Origin of the sequence: Polynucleobacter sp. AP-Latsch-80-C2 (genome assembly GCF_018882185.1) — a bacterium.
Lineage (GTDB): Bacteria > Pseudomonadota > Gammaproteobacteria > Burkholderiales > Burkholderiaceae > Polynucleobacter.
In genome coordinates, this window is the sequence record NZ_JACVOY010000004.1 from 196,946 (window position 1) to 216,368 (window position 19,423).

Annotated in this window: 22 protein-coding genes; 16 read left to right on the forward strand and 6 right to left on the reverse strand. The window is 46.4% G+C overall.

The annotated features are described in order from the left end of the window. Positions 1-35 precede the first annotated feature (35 nt). From bioA to ICN47_RS06475, 4 genes are read left to right on the forward strand one after another with little or no spacing between them, the layout of a single operon-like run. Positions 36-1,382 (forward strand): adenosylmethionine--8-amino-7-oxononanoate transaminase, encoded by a 1,347-nt coding sequence (gene bioA / locus ICN47_RS06460; protein ID WP_216219069.1) that lies wholly within the window; start codon positions 36-38, stop codon positions 1,380-1,382. Continuing rightward, on the forward strand, positions 1,379-2,611 hold the full coding sequence (locus tag ICN47_RS06465; protein ID WP_216219070.1) for an 8-amino-7-oxononanoate synthase: 1,233 nt from the start codon (positions 1,379-1,381) through the stop codon (positions 2,609-2,611). The genes bioA and ICN47_RS06465 overlap by 4 nt, the downstream gene beginning before the upstream one ends. After that, positions 2,608-3,327, forward strand: coding sequence for a dethiobiotin synthase (gene bioD, locus ICN47_RS06470; RefSeq protein ID WP_216219071.1), 720 nt, complete (start codon positions 2,608-2,610; stop codon positions 3,325-3,327). The genes ICN47_RS06465 and bioD overlap by 4 nt, the downstream gene beginning before the upstream one ends. A 58-nt stretch (positions 3,328-3,385) precedes the next feature. Further along, positions 3,386-4,582, forward strand: coding sequence for a M20 aminoacylase family protein (locus ICN47_RS06475; RefSeq protein WP_216219072.1), 1,197 nt, complete (start codon positions 3,386-3,388; stop codon positions 4,580-4,582). Here the strand turns inward: ICN47_RS06475 and ICN47_RS06480 are convergent. The 3 genes from ICN47_RS06480 to apaG all read right to left on the reverse strand — a co-directional run bounded on the left by ICN47_RS06480 (position 4,579) and on the right by apaG (position 7,023). Beyond that, positions 4,579-5,355, reverse strand: a complete 777-nt coding sequence (locus ICN47_RS06480; protein ID WP_216219073.1) for an enoyl-CoA hydratase — start codon at positions 5,353-5,355, stop codon at positions 4,579-4,581. The two genes, ICN47_RS06475 and ICN47_RS06480, sit on opposite strands and share 4 nt — an antisense overlap. Before the next feature lie 25 nt (positions 5,356-5,380). Beyond that, a complete protein-coding gene (locus ICN47_RS06485; RefSeq protein ID WP_255538939.1) occupies positions 5,381-6,562 on the reverse strand; it encodes a murein transglycosylase A in 1,182 nt (393 codons plus the stop codon). 86 nt (positions 6,563-6,648) lie between these two features. Further along, positions 6,649-7,023, reverse strand: a complete 375-nt coding sequence (gene apaG / locus ICN47_RS06490; RefSeq protein WP_028819232.1) for a Co2+/Mg2+ efflux protein ApaG — start codon at positions 7,021-7,023, stop codon at positions 6,649-6,651. Between the two features lie 49 nt (positions 7,024-7,072). On the opposite strand from apaG, the gene rpe reads away from it, so the two are divergent. From rpe to trpC, 5 genes are read left to right on the forward strand one after another with little or no spacing between them, the layout of a single operon-like run. Further along, complete coding sequence (rpe, locus tag ICN47_RS06495; protein WP_216219074.1) at positions 7,073-7,798, forward strand: ribulose-phosphate 3-epimerase; 726 nt, start codon at positions 7,073-7,075, stop codon at positions 7,796-7,798. Next, complete coding sequence (gene trpE / locus ICN47_RS06500; RefSeq protein ID WP_216219075.1) at positions 7,798-9,303, forward strand: anthranilate synthase component I; 1,506 nt, start codon at positions 7,798-7,800, stop codon at positions 9,301-9,303. Before rpe ends, trpE begins: the two co-directional genes overlap by 1 nt. Beyond that, on the forward strand, positions 9,287-9,853 hold the full coding sequence (locus ICN47_RS06505; protein WP_216219076.1) for an aminodeoxychorismate/anthranilate synthase component II: 567 nt from the start codon (positions 9,287-9,289) through the stop codon (positions 9,851-9,853). Before trpE ends, ICN47_RS06505 begins: the two co-directional genes overlap by 17 nt. Positions 9,854-9,865: 12 nt before the next feature. Continuing rightward, the gene (gene trpD / locus ICN47_RS06510; protein WP_216219077.1) at positions 9,866-10,891 is read left to right on the forward strand and encodes an anthranilate phosphoribosyltransferase; all 1,026 of its coding nucleotides are present in this window, start codon (positions 9,866-9,868) and stop codon (positions 10,889-10,891) included. A 6-nt stretch (positions 10,892-10,897) separates the two neighbouring features. Next, positions 10,898-11,701: an indole-3-glycerol phosphate synthase TrpC gene (trpC, locus tag ICN47_RS06515; RefSeq protein ID WP_216219078.1), complete on the forward strand. Its 804-nt coding sequence runs from the start codon at positions 10,898-10,900 to the stop codon at positions 11,699-11,701. Here the strand turns inward: trpC and ICN47_RS06520 are convergent. Continuing rightward, positions 11,682-12,254, reverse strand: coding sequence for a hypothetical protein (locus ICN47_RS06520; protein ID WP_255538940.1), 573 nt, complete (start codon positions 12,252-12,254; stop codon positions 11,682-11,684). The two genes, trpC and ICN47_RS06520, sit on opposite strands and share 20 nt — an antisense overlap. Before the next feature lie 134 nt (positions 12,255-12,388). Between ICN47_RS06520 and ICN47_RS06525 the strand changes: the two genes are divergently transcribed. Continuing rightward, positions 12,389-12,736: a hypothetical protein gene (locus tag ICN47_RS06525; protein WP_216219079.1), complete on the forward strand. Its 348-nt coding sequence runs from the start codon at positions 12,389-12,391 to the stop codon at positions 12,734-12,736. 83 nt (positions 12,737-12,819) lie between these two features. On the opposite strand, the gene ychF is transcribed toward ICN47_RS06525, so the two are convergent. After that, positions 12,820-13,914 (reverse strand): redox-regulated ATPase YchF, encoded by a 1,095-nt coding sequence (gene ychF / locus ICN47_RS06530; RefSeq protein WP_216219080.1) that lies wholly within the window; start codon positions 13,912-13,914, stop codon positions 12,820-12,822. Between the two features lie 40 nt (positions 13,915-13,954). On the opposite strand from ychF, the gene ICN47_RS06535 reads away from it, so the two are divergent. The 6 genes from ICN47_RS06535 (at position 13,955) to ICN47_RS06560 (ending at position 19,117) form a co-directional block, all read left to right on the forward strand. Next, positions 13,955-15,229 carry a UbiH/UbiF family hydroxylase gene (locus tag ICN47_RS06535; protein WP_216219081.1) on the forward strand — a complete coding sequence of 425 codons (1,275 nt, stop codon included), beginning with the start codon at positions 13,955-13,957 and terminating at the stop codon, positions 15,227-15,229. Continuing rightward, complete coding sequence (locus ICN47_RS06540) at positions 15,222-15,938, forward strand: DsbC family protein (RefSeq protein ID WP_216219082.1); 717 nt, start codon at positions 15,222-15,224, stop codon at positions 15,936-15,938. Before ICN47_RS06535 ends, ICN47_RS06540 begins: the two co-directional genes overlap by 8 nt. A 5-nt stretch (positions 15,939-15,943) precedes the next feature. Further along, entirely contained in the window at positions 15,944-17,734 is a 1,791-nt protein-coding gene (locus tag ICN47_RS06545) for a M61 family metallopeptidase (RefSeq protein ID WP_216219083.1), read from the forward strand. Continuing rightward, complete coding sequence (locus ICN47_RS06550) at positions 17,734-18,495, forward strand: uracil-DNA glycosylase (RefSeq protein ID WP_216219084.1); 762 nt, start codon at positions 17,734-17,736, stop codon at positions 18,493-18,495. The genes ICN47_RS06545 and ICN47_RS06550 overlap by 1 nt, the downstream gene beginning before the upstream one ends. 83 nt (positions 18,496-18,578) lie before the next feature. Further along, the gene (locus ICN47_RS06555; RefSeq protein WP_216219085.1) at positions 18,579-18,794 is read left to right on the forward strand and encodes an antitoxin MazE family protein; all 216 of its coding nucleotides are present in this window, start codon (positions 18,579-18,581) and stop codon (positions 18,792-18,794) included. After that, positions 18,791-19,117 carry a type II toxin-antitoxin system PemK/MazF family toxin gene (locus ICN47_RS06560; RefSeq protein ID WP_216219086.1) on the forward strand — a complete coding sequence of 109 codons (327 nt, stop codon included), beginning with the start codon at positions 18,791-18,793 and terminating at the stop codon, positions 19,115-19,117. The genes ICN47_RS06555 and ICN47_RS06560 overlap by 4 nt, the downstream gene beginning before the upstream one ends. 8 nt (positions 19,118-19,125) lie before the next feature. Here the strand turns inward: ICN47_RS06560 and ICN47_RS06565 are convergent, their stop codons facing one another. Further along, complete coding sequence (locus ICN47_RS06565; protein WP_255538941.1) at positions 19,126-19,422, reverse strand: hypothetical protein; 297 nt, start codon at positions 19,420-19,422, stop codon at positions 19,126-19,128. Between the last annotated feature and the right edge of the window lies 1 nt (position 19,423).

Consider the following 19,423-nt stretch of genomic DNA (forward strand, 5'->3'; position numbering starts at 1 on the left):
TTAATTTAGGAAAAACTAGTGGTCAAATACCAAACATGAAGGTTATTTCTGATCTAAATCAATCCTCCCTGGTGGATCGCAGTTTGGCTGCTGTTTGGCATCCCTGTACCCAGATGAAGCAGCACGAATCTTTTCCCTTGATTGCTATTGCCAGCGGAAAAGGAGCCTGGCTCTATGACGAAGCTGAAAATGCTCTGCTCGATTGCATTAGTTCATGGTGGACCAACCTCTTTGGTCATGCCAATCCCCGCATCAACCTAGCCATTACCAAGCAACTAGAAAAAATTGAGCATGTGATGCTCGCTGGATTTACTCACCAACCAGTAGTGGAGCTTTCTGAAAAATTATCTGCACTTACCCAGGGGAACTTAGGTCACGTTTTTTACGCATCTGATGGTGCCTCTGCGGTCGAGATTGCACTCAAAATGAGTCACCATTATTGGAATCTGAATCAGAAGCCTCAGAAGAAAAAATTTGTTTGTCTCCAAAACGGCTATCACGGTGAAACTCTAGGTGCGTTAGCCGTAACCGATGTTGCGATCTTCCGTGAAGCCTATGGCTCGCTCTTACAAGACGTCTTTACTGTCTCATCTCCAGATGCACGCAAAGCTAAATCCGGAGAGACTGCGGAAGATGTTGCGAAACACGCTGCAGCAGAATTGGAAATTCTGTTTGAAAAAGAACATGAGAATATTGCTGCGATTATTGTTGAACCCCTTGTGCAATGCGCAGGACAAATGGCAATGTATTCACCAGAATACCTTCGTCTAGTACGCGCCCTGTGTGATCGCTTCAGCATTCACTTAATTGCCGATGAGATCGCCGTAGGTTGTGGACGCACTGGTACTTTTTTCGCTTGCGAACAAGCCCAGATCTGGCCTGACTTCCTGACGCTCTCAAAAGGGATTAGCGGTGGGTATCTCCCACTCTCACTGTGCCTCACCACAGACAAAATCTATCGTGCGTTTTACAGAGAAGAAACCAAGCATGGATTTTTGCACTCTCACTCTTACACTGGAAATCCACTGGCCTGTGCCGCCGCTCTTGCTTGCCTAGATATATTTGAAACTGAAAATGTTCTAGAAAAAAATAAAGCGCGCACTCGCGATTTAGCAAATGCATTTGCGTGGGCAAAGTCTGACGAACGCATTGAGCATTGGCGGCAAAAAGGCATGATCTTGGCTTTCGATGTTAAGGAAAAATATTTAAAGAACTCCAAAACTTTTGCACGAGAGATGTTTTCTGCATGCATTGATCAAGGTTTGCTGATTAGACCGATCGGTAACACTATCTATGTCATGCCGCCTTATATCTTGAGCACAGATGAAGCAATGCAAATGGGCAAAAATGTAGCGGGCGCACTTGAGCAGGTTTTGTTATGACCCATTCGTTTAATGCCATGAACCTGGCTGAAAAACAAATTGCCGATTTGGATGCGCAACTACTGAGACGTCAGTTACGCGTTACGGACTCAGCATGCGATACCAAGATAACAATCAACGGACGTGAAGTAACTGCCTTTTGTAGCAATGACTATTTGGGTTTTGCCAATCACCCTGCTCTGATTAGCGCACTAGCCCAGGGCGCACAACTGTATGGCGCTGGGAGTGGCGCCTCCCATTTAATTAGTGGTCACAGCGTTGCCCATGAGTTATTGGAAAAGAAATTAGCCTCGTTTCAGAGCCCCCATATTCCTAAAGCGCGCGCATTATTTTTTAGTACAGGCTATCTTGCCAATCTCACTGCAATTACTGGCCTTGTAAGACTGGCGCCCGCGGGCGAAGCCAGCATCTACTCAGCCAAACTCAATCATGCCTCCCTCATCGACGGCGTTCGTTTGGCTAGCGCTCAAGATAAAGCCTCCATTACCTTGTTTAATCACCAACAGCTGGACTCTTTAAGAGCAGATTTGCAGAAAGACTTGAGACCTCTAAAGCTCATCGTGACTGATGGTGTTTTTAGTATGGATGGTGATCTTGCGCCTGTGCAAGCACTCCTGAAAATTGCCGAAGAATTTGATGCGCTGTTGTTGATTGATGATGCTCACGGATTTGGAGTGCTAGGCAAACAAGGTCACGGGATTTTGGAACAAGAAAATCTGAACTCCGCTCGCATCATTTATGTTGGCACGTTAGGCAAAGCTGCGGGAGTTAGTGGCGCCTTTATTTGTGCCCAAGATTCCTTTATCGAATGGCTCATCCAAAAGGGTCGCCCTTATATCTACAGCACTGCTACACCGCCAGCGATTGCTCATGCCCTCCTCAAAAGCATTGAGATGATTGAAGGCCCGGAAGGCCAAGAGCGCAGAGCGAAATTATCGGAATTGATTGGGATTTGGCAACAAGAAATGATTTTTTCTCAATGGGAAAAAGCACCTTCTCGTACACCAATTCAGCCAGTCATTCTGGGTAGTAATGCCAACGCTCTTTTGGCGGCAAGTCAGTTAGATAAAGCAGGATATTGGATTCCAGCAATACGTCCGCCCACTGTACCCGCTGGTAGCGCACGCTTACGCATCACTTTCTCAGCCAACCATAGCGTTGATGATGTGCGTCAACTGATTCGCACTCTACAAACGATTGAGCGAGAGGTTTTGGCAAGTACATCATGAGTCAAGCTAAGGGATATTTTGTTACTGGTACAGATACTGAGGTTGGCAAAACACTAGTGTCTGGTGCGTTGATTTTGAAGTTGCGCGAAGCAGGATTTACAGCCTTAGGCTTTAAACCTGTAGCAGCAGGATGCTATCAAGACGCTCAAGGAAAACTACTCAATGAAGATGTAGAAACCTTACGTCTTGCTTCTGGTTTAGAGCCTGAGCAAATGGAGCTTTGCCCCTACCTGCTGGAGATGGCTGCCGCACCGCATCTTGCCGCCGAAAAACAACAACAACCATTAAATCTCAACACTATTACCCAGGCTTATCAGCAGATCTGCAAACAGGGTGACGCTGTCATTGTTGAGGGAGCTGGTGGTTTTTTAATCCCTCTGAACACTCAAGAGGATCTTGGGGATTTGGCTCAAAGCCTAGGTTTACCGATCATCCTGGTTGTAGGTATGAAATTAGGCTGTATTAACCATGCATTACTCACTTGCGAAGCCATCAAATCGCGTCATTTGAAGATTGCCGGCTGGATTGCCAACTCACTCTCAACTGAAATGCCGCTGCTGGATCAAAATATTCAGACGCTCATTTCAAAAATACCTGCCCCTTTTCTAGGGTGCATACCCACTTTGCCAAAATCCCTGCAAAAACCCAATAACGCACCATATTCAATCGCAGCGCTCTCATTTGCTGCGCAGCACCTAAGCCTGCCAAGGCCCTAAAGACCCTGTAGCTAGGCTTCAAGGCGCATCTGAATACATTTTCGGATAAGATGAAGGCATGCATTTACTTCCAGAAATTATCGATTCCGCAAAAGATATCCAAGATATTCGACGCAATATTCATGCTCACCCTGAGTTGCGCTTTGAAGAGAATCGCACCTCCGATCTCGTCGCTGAAGCTCTCGCTAGTTGGGGTATTTCGGTTTACCGTGGCATGGGTAAGACTGGCGTAGTTGGTCGTTTAGATGGCGATCTGGGGCCAGGAAAAATGATCGGCCTGCGCGCTGATATGGATGCTCTCCCACTGCAAGAGCACAACACTTTCGAACATACTTCCCGTAACCCTGGAAAAATGCACGCCTGTGGCCATGATGGCCACACCGCCATGTTGCTAGGTGCTGCTCAATATTTATCGAATCATCGGGATTTCAAAGGAACCGTTGTCTTCATTTTCCAGCCAGCCGAAGAAGGCGGCGCTGGTGCAAAAGAGATGATTAAAGACGGTCTCTTCAAAGAGTTTCCCTGTGATGCTATTTTTGGTTTACACAATTGGCCTGGTTTAGCTGAAGGTAGCTTTGGCGTTACCACCGGGCCGATGATGGCCTCAAGTAATGCTTTTGAAATCACCATCAAAGGCAAAGGCGGTCATGCTGCTTTACCGCATAACAGCGCTGATCCAGTACTTACTGGAGTTCAAGTTGTGCAGGCATTGCAAAGCATCATTACACGCAATAAGCGCCCTGTCGATGCAGCCGTTTTGTCGATTACCCAATTTCATGCAGGCGAAACCAGTAATGTCATTCCGGATAGCGCGTTCATTGGCGGCACAGTTCGCACCTTTACATTAGAAGTACTAGATCTCATTGAACAACGCCTTCGAGAAATCTCCCATAGCGTTGCTGGTGCATTTGATTGTCAGGCAGAAATTGTTTTTAGAAGAAGCTACCCGCCTTTAATTAATTATGACAAAGAGGTGGCTTTTGCTGCTGAAGTCATGGGTGAGGTTGTTGGCCCTCAAAACGTCGATACCTCAATAGATCCAACGATGGGTGCAGAAGATTTTGCATTCTTCTTACTTGAGAAGCCGGGTTGCTATGTATTCTTAGGCAATGGTGATGGTGACCATCGCTCAGCAGGTCATGGCATGGGCCCATGCCATCTTCACAATCCTTCCTACGACTTTAACGATGCTCTTATTCCGGTAGGCGTAAGCTATTGGATCAAGCTTGCTCAGCGCTACCTAGAACAAGATTAAGAGTTCGTAAATTTGGCTGGGCGTTTTTCCATAAACGCCGCCATACCTTCTTTTTGATCGTTCGTTGCAAAGCAAGCGTGGAATAAGCGACGCTCAAAATGAATACCCTCAGACAGCGTTGTTTCATAAGCTGTGTTGATCGCCTCTTTCACCATCATCGCAGTGAGCAAAGGCATATCCGCAATACCTTTGGCGATCGCTTTTACTTCTTTCAATAGATCTGCCTGTGGGAAGATACGCGCTACCAAGCCTGCTCGCTCTGCCTCTGCGGCATCCATCATGCGACCCGTCAACGCCAAATCCATTGCTTTTGCTTTGGATACTGCGCGTGGCAAACGCTGGGTTCCGCCGGCACCGGGAATGATCCCTAACTTTACTTCGGGCTGTGCAAACTTGGCATTGTCTGCAGCCATAATGGTGTCGCACATCATCGCTAACTCACAACCACCACCAAGGGCATATCCAGAAACAGCTGCAATTACAGGCTTACGCACTTTTTTCATTTCTTCCCAGTTGCGAGAAATAAAATCTTCGCGATAGACATCTTTAAATCCATACTTTGCCATCGAAGCGATATCTGCACCAGCAGCAAATGCTTTCTCGCTACCGGTGATGATGATGCAACCAATGTTGTCATTGGCATCAAAACCCAATAAAGCTGTGCCCAACTCATTCATCAATTCGTCGTTCAGTGCATTGAGAACCTCAGGGCGATTGAGGGTAATGGTGGCAACCTTACCATCCACGTCAGTCAAAATAGTTTTGTAGCTCATCGTTTTCTTTCTAAGGTGTATTCAATTAGCGAGGTAGCAATACCCACATCTTGCCATTTTGTTTCATGCGCCCGGCCATTTCTCCAGCAGCATCCCCTGAACCCCAATAGTAGTCGGCGCGAACGCCTCCCACAATCGCTTTTCCCGTATCTTGGGCCATCACCAATTTTTGCAAAGGTTGATCGCTCAGGGGTTTGGTGCTTGCCAAAAATACTGGTGCGCCAAGGGGCATTGCTTGCAAATCAATAGCAATACTGCGCTCAGACGTTAAGGGGACATTTAAGGCGCCCGTAGGGCCGAGATCGGTACTGACATTTTCAGGAAGCTCTTTAAAAAAGACAAAGCGCGGATTGGCATTGAGCATTTCATTGACGCGATCGGGATTGCGTTTTGCCCATTGCGAGATTCCCTGCATGGTTGCTTCGCTACGGGTAATTTCTTTTCTGTCGAGCAACCATTGTGCAAAAGATTTAAATGGTTGTTCATTGGTTCCGGCATAACCTAAACGCAACACGCGCCCATCTTGCAAACGAATTTTTCCCGATCCTTGAATTTGCATAAAGGCTGCTGCCACTGGGTCCTGAACCCAAGCAATCTCGGAACCCTTCAAAATACCTGAGCTCATCAACTCCGCGCGGCTTGAGCCCGGATTAGGTCTTGCTTGCCGCCATACATTGGGATAAGCATAGAGAGGTATGGTGAAAGCACCTGTGCGAGTTTGTGAACCATTCATGACGGGCTCGTAATAACCAGTAATCAAACCCATTTCACTACCTGCGCTATTGCGAATTTCATAAGCCTGAAAATTGTCTTCAAAATATCGCCGAATAGCTTGAGAGTCTTTTGCTGAAACATTGCTAACTTGAGAGCAGACCTGACGCCAATTGATTTCACTATTGCGCTTACGTAGTGCCTCACAACTTCTCAACCATGCAGGCCAAGCCTGAGATAAGTCATCTACCTGCCAGCCTGGCAAGGCTTGCCAGGAGACGGCATTAAAACTGGCGATCGGAGAGCTGTAATTTGTTGGCGCTGCACCTGAGCCAGAGCGATATCCCGTGCCTCGCGTAGGTGGGGTTGAGCAACCCGCAATCAAACCACCAATCAGGATAGCGAATACACTTGCTACTAAAGTTTGTTTTGTTACCGGCTGTATAAATTTAAATATTGAAAACATGATTGCCAAATTATTCGATGAATACCCCATGCTGCTCTTTGTTCTTGAAGGTGCAATTGCATTGGGACTTTTGTTATTTATTGTCCTTTGGACAGGTAAGGGCAAAAAATAGCGTTTTAATGCAGGGTACGCGGCATTACTAACGCAAACTCTGGGATAGGCGCTTGGAAAAACTGAGCCTCCTCAGTGACGCAAAAATACTCACCACGCATCGTGCCCGCTGGCGTGGGCAAAGTCGCCCAGCTGGTGTACTCAAATTGTTCGCCGGTACGTAATAAGGGTTGTTGCCCAACAACACCTAAGCCCCGAACCTCCTGAACCTCGTTATCCCCATCCGTAATGAACCAATGGCGGGCTATGAGCTGGATACTGGCTGTACCAGTATTGCGAATAGTGACCGTATAGGCGAAGGCAAATTGACGGTTATCGGGGTCAGATTGCTCAGGAAGGTACTGGGTCTTGACCGTAATGCTTATTTCGTGGGGGTTCATGCACGAATTCTGCTCCATCCCAAGGCCAACTGCAAGCTAGAATCTAGGGATGGAAAGCCAAAAATCACCGTCTCATAGCCAATTTGTTATCGCCCCCTCCATTTTGTCGGCTGACTTTGCCTGCCTGGGCAAGGAAGTCCAAGATGTCCTAGCGGCCGGCGCTGACTGGATTCACTTTGACGTGATGGACAACCACTATGTTCCCAACCTCACCATTGGCCCTTTAGTTTGTGAGGCAATTCGTCCGCATGCCCTAAAAGATGGCAAACCAGCCATGATTGATGTTCACCTCATGATTGAACCGGTTGATCGCATCGTTCCTGATTTTGCAAAAGCTGGCGCTAACATCATCAGCTTTCATCCAGAAGCTAGTCCACACGTTAATCGCACACTCAACTTGATTCGAGATCAAGGATGTCAAGCAGGATTGGTTTTAAATCCCGCCACTCCCTTAGATCATCTCGACCATACGCTTGAGTTACTCGATTTAGTTTTATTGATGTCAGTGAATCCAGGTTTTGGTGGTCAGTCTTTCATTCCCAGCACTCTGAATAAAATTGCTCTGGTGCGAGCGCGCTTAGACCAATACCAAGCAGAAACTGGGCGCCATATTCGCCTTGAAGTTGATGGCGGTATCAAGGTAGACAACATTGCACAAGTTGCCAAAGCTGGCGCAGATACTTTTGTTGCTGGTTCAGCAATTTTTGGCAAAGACAATTACGCCAGTGTGATTGAATCTATGCACACGGAATTAGGAAAGTTGAGTAAAGCGTAATGCAGCGCGAAGAATTTAACGCCCTCGCTAAGCAGGGTTTCAATCGCATTCCTTTGGTGAAGGAAGTGCTTGCTGATCTTGAGACTCCACTATCCCTGTACGTCAAACTGACACAAGCATTTGGTAAGACCAATACCTATCTTTTGGAATCGGTTTTGGGTGGCGAACGTTTTGGCCGCTTCTCCTTTATTGGCCTGCCCGCCAAGACAATTGTCAAAACCGTTGGCACTCCTTTGGCACCAGTGAATCAGGTGATTACTGATGGCAAAGTTGTCGAGACCAACACGGATAATCCCCTCGACTTCGTTGACGCTTATTTCAAGCGCTTTAAAGTTTCGGTTGAAGCTGGCTTACCACGCTTTTGCGGAGGCTTAGCTGGTTATTTTGGATATGACACCGTTCGCTATATTGAATCGCGTCTTGCCCAACATGAATTACCAGATGAGTTAGGAGTACCAGATATTCAACTGATGCTTACCGAAGAGTTAGCAGTCATTGATAACGTTGCAGGCAAAATTTATTTGATCGTTTATGCCGATCCAAGTAAGCCCGATACTTTTGATAGCACTCAAGCCAGATTAAAAGAATTATTAGCCTGTCTTTCTAAGCCAGTTGCTATGCCTGCATCGTTACCAAGCGCGAAGACTGAGTTAATCAGAAAATTTAAAGCGGAAGATTTTGAGAAGGCTGTACTGAAAACCAAAGAATATATTTTGGCGGGCGACTGCATGCAGGTGGTGATTGGACAGCGGATCAGCAAGCCTTTCACAGACTCACCATTGGCCCTCTATAGAGCCTTGCGCTCTCTGAATCCATCGCCTTATATGTATTTCTACGATTTTGGCGATATGCAAATCGTAGGATCTTCTCCTGAGATTTTGGTACGCCAAGAAAAACGGGCTGCAGAAAAAATTGTGACTATTCGCCCACTCGCAGGGACTCGTCCTCGCGGCGCTAATCCTGATGAAGATGAGCGGCTTGCCAAAGAGCTCTTGGCTGATCCCAAAGAAATTGCTGAGCATGTGATGTTGATTGATTTGGCGCGCAACGACGTTGGTCGTATCGCCAAAACGGGCTCAGTCAAAGTGACCGACTCAATGTCGATTGAAAAGTACTCCCATGTGCAACATATTGTGAGTTCAGTAGAAGGTCACCTTATAGACAATATGAGCAATATGGATGTATTGCGCGCCACCTTCCCAGCAGGCACTCTCTCTGGAGCACCCAAAATTCGTGCGATGGAAATCATTGATGAAATGGAAATTGTGAAGCGTGGAGTTTATGGGGGCGCGGTTGGTTACCTCTCCTTCTCAGGTGATATGGATGTTGCAATTGCGATCAGAACGGGCGTGATTCGTGATGGCATGCTGCACTCACAAGCAGGTGCTGGCGTTGTAGCCGACTCCGACCCAACTGCCGAGTGGAAAGAAACCGAAGCAAAAGCACGTGCCGTCCTGACTGCTGCTGATTTAGTACAAGGAGGTCTCGATGCTCCTCATGATTGATAACTACGATTCGTTTACCTATAACCTCGTGCAATATTTTGCAGAACTTGGGGAAGAGGTAAAAGTATTTCGGAATGATGAAATTGCAGTAGAAGATATTGCAAAACTTAATCCTGCGCGTATCTGCATTTCACCTGGCCCCTGTAGCCCTGCGGAGGCTGGTATTTCTGTTGGTACCATTAAGCGCTATGCGGGACACATTCCGATTCTGGGTGTTTGCCTTGGTCACCAAGCCATTGGTGAAGCCTTTGGGGGCAATATTGTTCGCGCACAAAAAGTCATGCACGGCAAGACGGATGATATTCATCACACTGGCGTAGGCGTTTTTAAGGACTTACCTAATCCTTTTAAAGTCACCCGCTATCACTCTCTAGCAATTGAGAAGAGCTCATTACCAGACGTACTCGAAGTAACAGCCACCTCTTCAGACGGCGAGATTATGGGCGTACGCCATCGTGAGCTTGCAGTAGAAGGTGTGCAGTTCCATCCAGAGTCCATTCTGTCTGAACATGGTCACGCCTTGCTCAAGAATTTTCTGCAAAATAAATAAGTCCTCAGCGCCATGCCCATTACTCCACAAGAAGCCCTACAACGCTGTATTGAACATCGTGAACTCTTTCATGATGAGATGACGGCGATGATGCGCCTCATCATGAGTGGCGAAATGTCTCCTGAACTGGTGGCAGGTCTGTTGGTAGCTTTGCGTACTAAGAAAGAGACCGTTGGAGAAATAGCAGCAGCAGCTCAAGTCATGCGTGAATTTGCAACTTCAGTACACGTAGAAGATCGCACCCACCTCGTGGATGTCGTAGGAACTGGCGGTGATGGTGCCCATACTTTTAATATTTCTACTGCAGCTATGTTTGTTGCTGCAGGAGCTGGCGCCAAGATTGCCAAGCATGGCAATCGCAGCGTCAGTAGTAAATCCGGTAGCGCTGATGTACTAGAAGCCTTAGGAGTGAATCTTGCGCTGTCAGCAGAGCAAGTAGCAAAGTGTATTTCTACAGTGGGTGCCGGCTTCATGTTTGCACCTAACCATCACCCTGCCATGAAAAATGTCGTACCGATTCGCAAACAATTGGGTGTACGCACTATTTTCAATATCCTGGGGCCACTCACCAACCCAGCTGATGCAAAGCGCATCCTGATGGGCGTCTTTCATGCGGATCTAGTGGGCATTCAGGCACGGGTGTTGCAAGCCCTAGGTATGGAACATGCCCTCGTAGTCTATGGCCGCGATGGCTTGGATGAAATTTCTCTGGAAGGACCAACTCTAGTCGGCGAACTCAAAGATGGCGCAGTTCGTGAGTACGAGATCCACCCTAAAGACTTTGGCCTGAATACAGCCCCTACAAATAGCTTCAAAGTAGCTAATGCCCAAGAGTCAAAGAAAATCGTTTTAGACGTGATTGACAATAAACCTGGGGCAGCAAGTGACATCGTCTGTCTTAATGCTGGTGCTACCTTATATGTTGCTGGCGTGGCTAAAGATATTGCCAGTGGCATTGCGATGGCTCAAGCAGCAATTAGTTCAGGCGCCGCCCGTCAAAAACTCGACGCCTTTGTTAGCGCAACCCAATCTAAGTAATTATTTATGAGCGATATTCTCGACAAAATTGTTGCCACCAAAAAAGTAGAGATAGCGGCGATCTCTCAGAAAATCTCTTTGGGCAATCAACGTGAAATAGCCCTTGCGAATAATCAAAATGCTCTATTACAACCACGCGGCTTTATCAACTCTATCAATCAAAAGATTGTCTCTGGAAAAGCTGGTGTTATTACCGAAATCAAGAAGGCAAGCCCAAGTAAAGGCATCCTGCGCGAAAACTTTAATCCTGCAGAAATTGCACGCTCTTATGAGCAGCATGGCTCCGCATGTTTATCCGTATTAACGGATGTTGATTACTTTCAGGGCTGCAATGCCTATTTACAAGAAGCTCATGCCGCCTGCTCCATTCCCGTGTTGCGCAAAGACTTTACGATTGATCCCTATCAAGTGTATGAAGCCCGTGCGATTGGTGCTGATGCCATCTTGCTGATCGTTGCATGCCTTGAGTTGAATCAAATGAAAGAGCTTGAAGCGTGCGCCCATGAATTGGGTTTAGATGTCTTGGTTGAGGTTCATAACGCGCCTGAACTTGAGCAAGCGCTAGAGTTAAAGACGCCTTTACTCGGGATTAACAATCGCAATCTCAAAACCTTTGAGGTTACTTTACAAACCACGCTCTCGCTATTGTCGATGGTACCTAGCAATAAGACCTTGGTGACTGAGTCAGGAATTTTGAATCGTGCAGACGTACAGTTCATGCGCGATAACCAAATCAATGCGTTTTTAGTCGGCGAAGCTTTTATGCGAGCCCAAGATCCTGGTTCCGCACTTAGTGAACTGTTTTTCTAGATCCCTTAAAAAGATCTATGCCATATTTAATGATGGCAATCAGTAATACAGAGCCTAAGATATCTCCCAGCACCATCACTAAAAAGTGCTTGATCGTTCCCGCATTCTCTAGGCCTACAGTCATGAACCACCACTGGTGCAGGCCCGCACTCCATAAGGCATAAATCAAGATACATAAGCCCAGCTTTTGAACGCTAAGATTCCTCAGATCGGGAGCGAGATGAATATTTTTGACAACAAAGATTCTGGCCAAGTAAGGCGCGAACCCTGATATCACGCCAATACCAATGCAGGCCGTGATGCCCAGCGGAAAAGCCCCGTAATAACTAATTAAAAATGAGGAAAGCGCGATGCCCATAGCGCCGGGCAAGCCAAAGATTAATGTCAGAAATAATCGAAGACCGGCGGGCAAATAAATCCAATTGACCCCTAAGTCGTAAGTTAAATCTATTGTGAGCCATTGATTTAAGTAATAGAGAATTGTGTACGACAACGAACTAATTAGCAGCTCAGAGAACCACGCCATCGGTGTCGTAGAAAATGTTTTATCCATTACCAAGCATCAGAATAATTTTTTAATATGTGCGGACAAGTAACAAACAAGTTTGGAGTGGTTTTTAAAGATATACTCTAGGTGTTTACATCAGGTGAATAGCTATTAAGTGAATCGCTATTCAAACCAATACCATGTCAATTAATAAAACCTCTTACCTTCGCTTTTTGAATCTGATTGATGCGCTTGATCGCATGAACCCTGGCAAGAAGCTCGACTGCACAGAAGAAAGTCTGCTCGATAAGATCATTCTCTCGTTTCATGCAAAACAATCTGTCTTGGTTGGCGATTTAATCTCACTCTCCTCACTGGGCTCACAAGCTACTTTGCATGGTCGCTTAAAAAACTTAAGTGCGATGGGTTATATCAAGATGGCTGCAAATGTCGATGGGCGTAAGAAGGAAGTGGTACCAACCAAGCTAGCACTCAAACGTTACGATGAGATTTCAAAGTGCCTAGAGAAGGCCGCTAAAGCAGGGTGATCGAGCATTCTTTGCTAAATTAGTATTCAATAAAAAAGCCCTCACTAGAAGGGCTTTTTTATTACTGAAGAACTGATATTGAGTTAGACATTAAATAAGAAATTCAGAACGTCTCCATCTTTAACAACATACTCCTTGCCTTCAGCGCGCATCTTGCCTGCCTCTTTGGCCCCCGCCTCACCTTTGAACTGAACGAAATCTTCGTATGAGATGGTTTGCGCACGAATAAAGCCACGCTCAAAATCAGTATGAATAACACCTGCAGCCTGTGGCGCTGTATCGCCTTGATGAATAGTCCAAGCGCGAACTTCTTTAACGCCCGCTGTAAAGTAAGTCTGCAAACCTAATAGCTTGTAGCCCGCCCGAATTACTCGATCCAATCCAGACTCTTCCATACCCAAGTCAGCTAAAAACTCGGCCTTATCAGCATCATCTAAATCGGCAATCTCAGCTTCGATTGCTGCGCACACTGCCACTACTGGGGCGCCTTCTTTAGCAGCATGCTGAATCACAGCCTCTAAATGGGGGTTATTAGCAAAACCATCTTCTTTGACGTTAGCGATATACATCGCTGGTTTTGCCGTGATTAGACAAAGTGGTTTTAAAAGAAGATTTTCTTCTTCAGTCAGCTTCATACTGCGCACTGGCTGAGCCTGATCTAAATGGGCTTGTACCTTAGTTAATATAGCCACCAAGGCTGCAGCATCTTTATCATTACCTGACTTTGCTGCCTTACTTGACCGTTGAAGGGTTTTTTCAACTGTTGTTAAATCAGATAGGGCCAATTCAGTATCAATTACTGCGATATCGGAGATCGGGTCGATTTTTCCTGCAACGTGAATCACGTTAGCGTCTTCAAAACAGCGCACTAAATGGGTAATGGCATCTGTTTCCCGAATATTGGCTAAAAATTGGTTTCCCAAGCCCTCGCCTTTCGAAGCGCCAGCCACCAAGCCCGCAATATCCACAAACTCGACTGCAGCCGGCAGCACACGCTCTGGCGTCACAATCTCAGCCAGGGCGGCCAAACGGGGGTCAGGAACCTCAACTACGCCTACGTTTGGCTCGATCGTGCAGAAAGGATAGTTTTCCGCTGCGATTCCAGCCTTGGTAAGCGCATTAAAGAGGGTAGATTTGCCGACGTTAGGCAGGCCGACGATGCCACATTTCAAAGACATGTCCGTATTGTAAAGGGGCTGGTTTCGATATCATCGAGTTATGTCAGAAGTTCACTTAAAAACACCCTCAAAATCCCCCGCCCATTCCAGCCAAACTCGCTTAGTAGATGTGGCAGTAATTGGGGGAGGCATTGCTGGTAAAGCTTGTGCACTCGGTTTGGCGCAACTCGGCCTGCAAACCGTGGAAATTGCTCCTGACCTAGGGCAGCCAGTCCCTAGCCCCCAGGGCATGCAATGGGGCCAGCGCGTTTATGCTTTTTCCCCAAGTACCCAAAAATTACTGGCCCACTTACAGATTTGGGATGCGCTTGACCATACTCGCCTTCAACCAGTGCGCGATATGCGAATTTATGGTGATCGCGGCGAAAAAAATGATCAGCTACATCTTTCTGCATTTGAGGCAGGTACACCTCAACTAGCCTGGATTGGTGAAGCCAATTTAATTGAACATACCCTTGATCAAGCTTCACGCTTTCAAAATAAATTAGAACGTATTGCTGATGTTCTGGAAAAAATAGAGGTCGATCCTGAAGGCGTTACCCTCAAGCTTCAAAATGGCACTACGATCCGCGCTCAGTTAGTTATTGCTGCGGACGGCGCCAACTCTCCCATTCGATCCGAACTCGGAATTACTACCAGCGAAGAAAGTTATTCTCAAAGTGCCGTTGTCGCCAATTGGAATTGCACCTATCCCCATTTAGAAACCGCCTTTCAGTGGTTCCTACCTGGCGGCGACATCGTTGCAATGCTGCCATTACCCAACAAGCAAGTGTCCATGGTGTGGTCAACTTCACCAGAGAATGCAGCGGAATTATTAAAACTAGATCAAGTCCAATGGGCTGAGAAATTCTCGACGATTGCCAATGGCTCAATCGAAAAGCAACTCGGAGAACTCACACTTAACTCAGCGCCCACAGCCTTCCCACTGAGAAAAATTCGAGCAAGTCGCTTTATAGGTCCAGAATCTTCACCGAAGGTGGTCTTAATTGGTGACGCTGCCCACGTCATGCACCCACTGGCAGGACAAGGCTTGAACTTGGGGCTGCGTGATGTTGCTGTCTTACTCAACATTCTCGGTAAACGCGAATCTTTCCGCTCGCCAAGCGACCCCGTGCTATTGCGGCGCTATGAACGACAGCGTCAGGGTGATACCAGCGCATTACTATGGGTTACTGACAAACTTAAGAAATTATTTTCTGCATCAAGCAACACCGAGCGCCAGCTCCGGAATTGGGGTCTAGGCCTAGTAAATAAAAGCCACTTTATAAAACAGCGTCTCATTGAACGCGCCCTAGGGGAAATTGATTTTGAATAAATTTTTAACAGCTTGTGCATTTGTATTTGCTACCCTGCTTTGCACTCAACTAGTACATGCGCAAGCAGAACAGCAACTCAAAACAGATCTGCAAAAAAAATTAGGGAGTAATGCCAAAGTTCGTAGCGTTTCACCCGCCCCTGTTAATGGCCTATATGAAGTACTGGTTGGCAATGATGTTTTTTATACCGATAGCACTGGAAAATATCTAATCCAGGGTGAGATTATTGAATTGGCAACCGGTAAAAATCTTACCGAGCAACGACAGGCAGATCTCAATCGCATCAAATGGACTGATCTTTCTCCAGCTAATGCCATCAAAACTGTCCGCGGTAATGGAAGTCGCCAGTTAGCGATCTTTTCAGATCCTAATTGCGGCTACTGTAAGCGTCTTGAAAAATCCCTTCAGCAACTAGATAACGTCACCATCTATACCTATCTGATTCCCATTTTGTCGCCAGACTCCGCTCAGAAATCCAAGCAAATTTGGTGCTCTACTGACCCCTATAAGGCCTATATCGACTGGATGATTAATGGGGTTGCCCCTAGCGGCAAGAGTGATTGCAGCACTCCCTTAGACAAAAATATGGCTTTTGCAAAGTCTTATGGGATTACTGGAACGCCCACCCTTTTCTTTACAGACGGGAGTCGCTTCCCAGGCGCCGTTCAGATCACCGATATCGAAAAGAAATTTAGCTCACTTAAATAATCTCTATGAGTCAATCCGATCTTCCCGAAATTCAATACACCGTCTGGCCAGCAGACCTTCATGGTCATCGCTTTAAAGTTAAGCTGCATATTGCCAATCCCGATCCTGATGGGCAAGTCCTACAAATGCCAGCATGGATTCCGGGAAGTTATTTAATTCGGGATTTTAGTAAGCAGATTGAATCTATTGAGGCGTATTCGGCAGATGCAAATGGAAGACTACTTTCCTTAGAGCGAATTGATAACGATCGGTGGCGCCTACCCAAGGGAAGTGGCGCAGTCAATGTTGTAACTACTGTGTATGCCTTTGATTCTTCTGTACGCGCAGCTTATCTAGATACCGAGCGCGCCTTCTTTAATGCCAGCAGCCTCTGCTTGGCAGCGCAAGGTCAAGAGCAGGTACCGTGCTCTCTAGCCATTCTTGCACCTGAGGCGATTACCGCAGAGCACTGGACAGTGCAGACTAGTTTGAGGGCTGTCAAAACCGATTCGCGTGGTTTTGGTTTTTATCTCGCACAAAACTACGATGACCTCTTAGATCATCCTATAGCAATGGGTGAATTTCAATTGATCAGCTGGGAATCCCAAGGCGTGGACCACCGTATGGCCATTCAAGGCTGCGTACATCCGATCGATACCAGTCGTCTAGCGGATGATCTGCAAGCCATTTGTACATCTACTATTGCGTTATTTGAGCCCAAAACAAAACGGGCGCCATTTGATGGCTATTTATTTTTAGTCAATGCTGTACTGAATGGCTATGGTGGTCTTGAGCATCGCAATAGCACTGCCCTGTTATGTCGGCGCGACCAAATTCCGCAAGAGAAGGTACTCTTTGAAGAAAATGCCTATCGTGAATTTCTAGGTTTATGTAGTCATGAGTACTTTCATGCATGGTTGGTAAAGCGCATTCAGCCCAAAGCCTTTCAACCATATCAACTCGATCGTAGAAATCACACGCGCCTGCTTTGGCTATTCGAAGGCTTTACAAGCTACTACGATGATCTCCAATTATTCCGCAGTAAGCGGATTGATCTCAAAACGTATTTGAAATTAGTTGCCGATAATTGGAATGGTATTTTGCGGGGCCCCGGCAGACGCAAACAGAGTCTAGCGGACAGCTCATTTGATGCTTGGACCAAGTATTATCAGGCAGATGAAAATACCCCTAACGCTGTGGTCAGTTACTACGGCAAAGGAGCTCTACTTGCCTTAGGGCTGGATTTACAAATTCGAGCATTCTCTAAAAATCAGAAATCTCTCGACGATCTCATGCGCTTGATTTGGCAAAAACATGGGCTCACCTTAGAGGGCATTGCTGAAGATGGATTAGATGATTTGATCCTCTCCTTGCTGGGCGATGGCTTTACTAAAACCTGGAATACCATCAAAACCAAATATATTTTTGGCGCAGAAGATATTCCCATTCAAAAATGGATTGGCTCAAAACTGATTTCAGTAAAAGCTAAACCCCAATCCAAACTAGAAAAGCTGAAGCTGCAATTTGGAATGCGCCATACGGAATCGAGTGGTTGGCTAAAGGTCACCCACGTTTTAGACGGCGGACTGGCGCAGGCCGCTGGTCTGGCGGCAGGTGACCTACTAGCAAGCATTAATGGCCAACGCCTTACCAATGCCCGCTGGGATCGGGTTCTTGGCAGCTTATGCGAAGGCCAAAGCATGAGTATCTGTTTTTATCGGGATGACTTAATGCATGAGCGTATGGCTTTTTTAGAAGATAGCCAAATCCCTAACCAATATGAACTGAGCTCAATGAGCAAATCAACATCAACTTAATGTACGCTTTTTCAGAAAAAGATATCCCCTCAGATTGGCGAGAGTTACTTGGTGATTACTTTCAATCAAGCGCATGGATTGCATTAAAAAATAATTTACAGTCAGCTTTAGATCATGGCTCTGATCTCATTCGTCCGGCGCCTGAAGATTTTTTTAAAGCCTTGCAATTAACACCGGTGGATTCTGTAAAAGTCGTTATTCTCGGCCAAGATCCCTATCACTCGCCAGGACTTGCACAAGGCTTAGCTTTTTCAATTCCTGCAGATATTCCAAGCAACTCACGTGCATTTCCAAGTTCACTGCGCAACATCAGCAAAGCACTGTTGCTTGAACAATTTGGCGCCCTTCCCAACGGCGATTTGCATCACTGGGCACAGCAAGGGGTGCTACTTCTAAACACCGCCTTGAGTGTGAAATTAGGTGAAGCAGGTAGTCACGCTAACCTAGGCTGGAAGACTCTGATCGACCAATTGATTTACGCACTGGCACTGCACAAACCCAATCTCGCGTGGATGCTATGGGGTGGACACGCTCAATCCAAATTACCGCTAATTACTAATAGTGTCGGCCAACTTATTCTGCAATCGTCCCACCCTTCAGGACTCGGCGTCTATAAAACCGATAAGCCTTTTTTAGAACCCGGGGGTCAAAAGAGTTGTGGCCACTTCAGCAAAACCAATACATGGTTAGAGTCTCACGGAAAGCCTGTAATTCAGTGGATAAAGCCTCACAGCGGCCCTCATCAAATAAACCTCATTTAATTTAGATGTTTAAATAAAAACTGGCAAAGCGTCTACTTTCGGCGCTAAAATGTTACATGTAACAAACGATCGGGATTAGAAAAATGTCCTCCAATACAGCCAAAAGGGTTCAAAAACACCGTCTCGCTCTACGCGCCGCTGGCCTAAGACCCGTTCAAATTTGGGTTCCAGATACACGCTCTACCGGGTTTATTGAAGAGTGTCGCCGTCAGTCTGCTTTGGCCGCACAATCCGACCGGGAAGACCATGAACTGATGGCTTTTATGGATCTTGCCCTATCTGATTTGCAGGACTTATGAAACGCGGCTCAATCGTGACGATTGCCCTTCAGGGTGATTTTGGAAAACCAAGGCCTGCTCTAGTTCTTCAATCGGATGTCTTTAATGACATCCACGAAACCATCACGGTTGCATTAATTTCCAGTAGATTAATTCAGGGGCCAATATTCCGTCTTGATATTGCCCCAAGCCAACTCAATGGGCTATCAAAAGATAGTCAAATTCAGATGGACAAAATCATGAGCATTAAAAAAGAAAAAATTGGTTCTGTGATCGGGGAAATAGAAGAACCGCTATTGGTAAGAGTGAACCGAGCCTTAGCGCTTTGGCTTGGATTGGTCTAGCCGCCACACTATTTGGCAAAAGCCGTAAAGACGCAGCCCACCAAACAAGAGGCCAATATGGCGCTGAGCCATTCGAACATCTGCCCTGATTGGAAAAAACCCAGGTATTGCCCTAAATAAGAACTGGCAGCAGCAGCTAGAAAGCCCAGGAGGACTGCCACAAGGAGCTTTCCAGGTTTTGATACGCCAGGCTTGCTGGGGTAAAAAATCCAGGCTGAGGCGCCAGATGCCCCACCAATTAGCAGAAAAGCCAAAAACCCCATTGTTACCCCCATTAATAGCGTCATCAAATCTATAATCCCCATT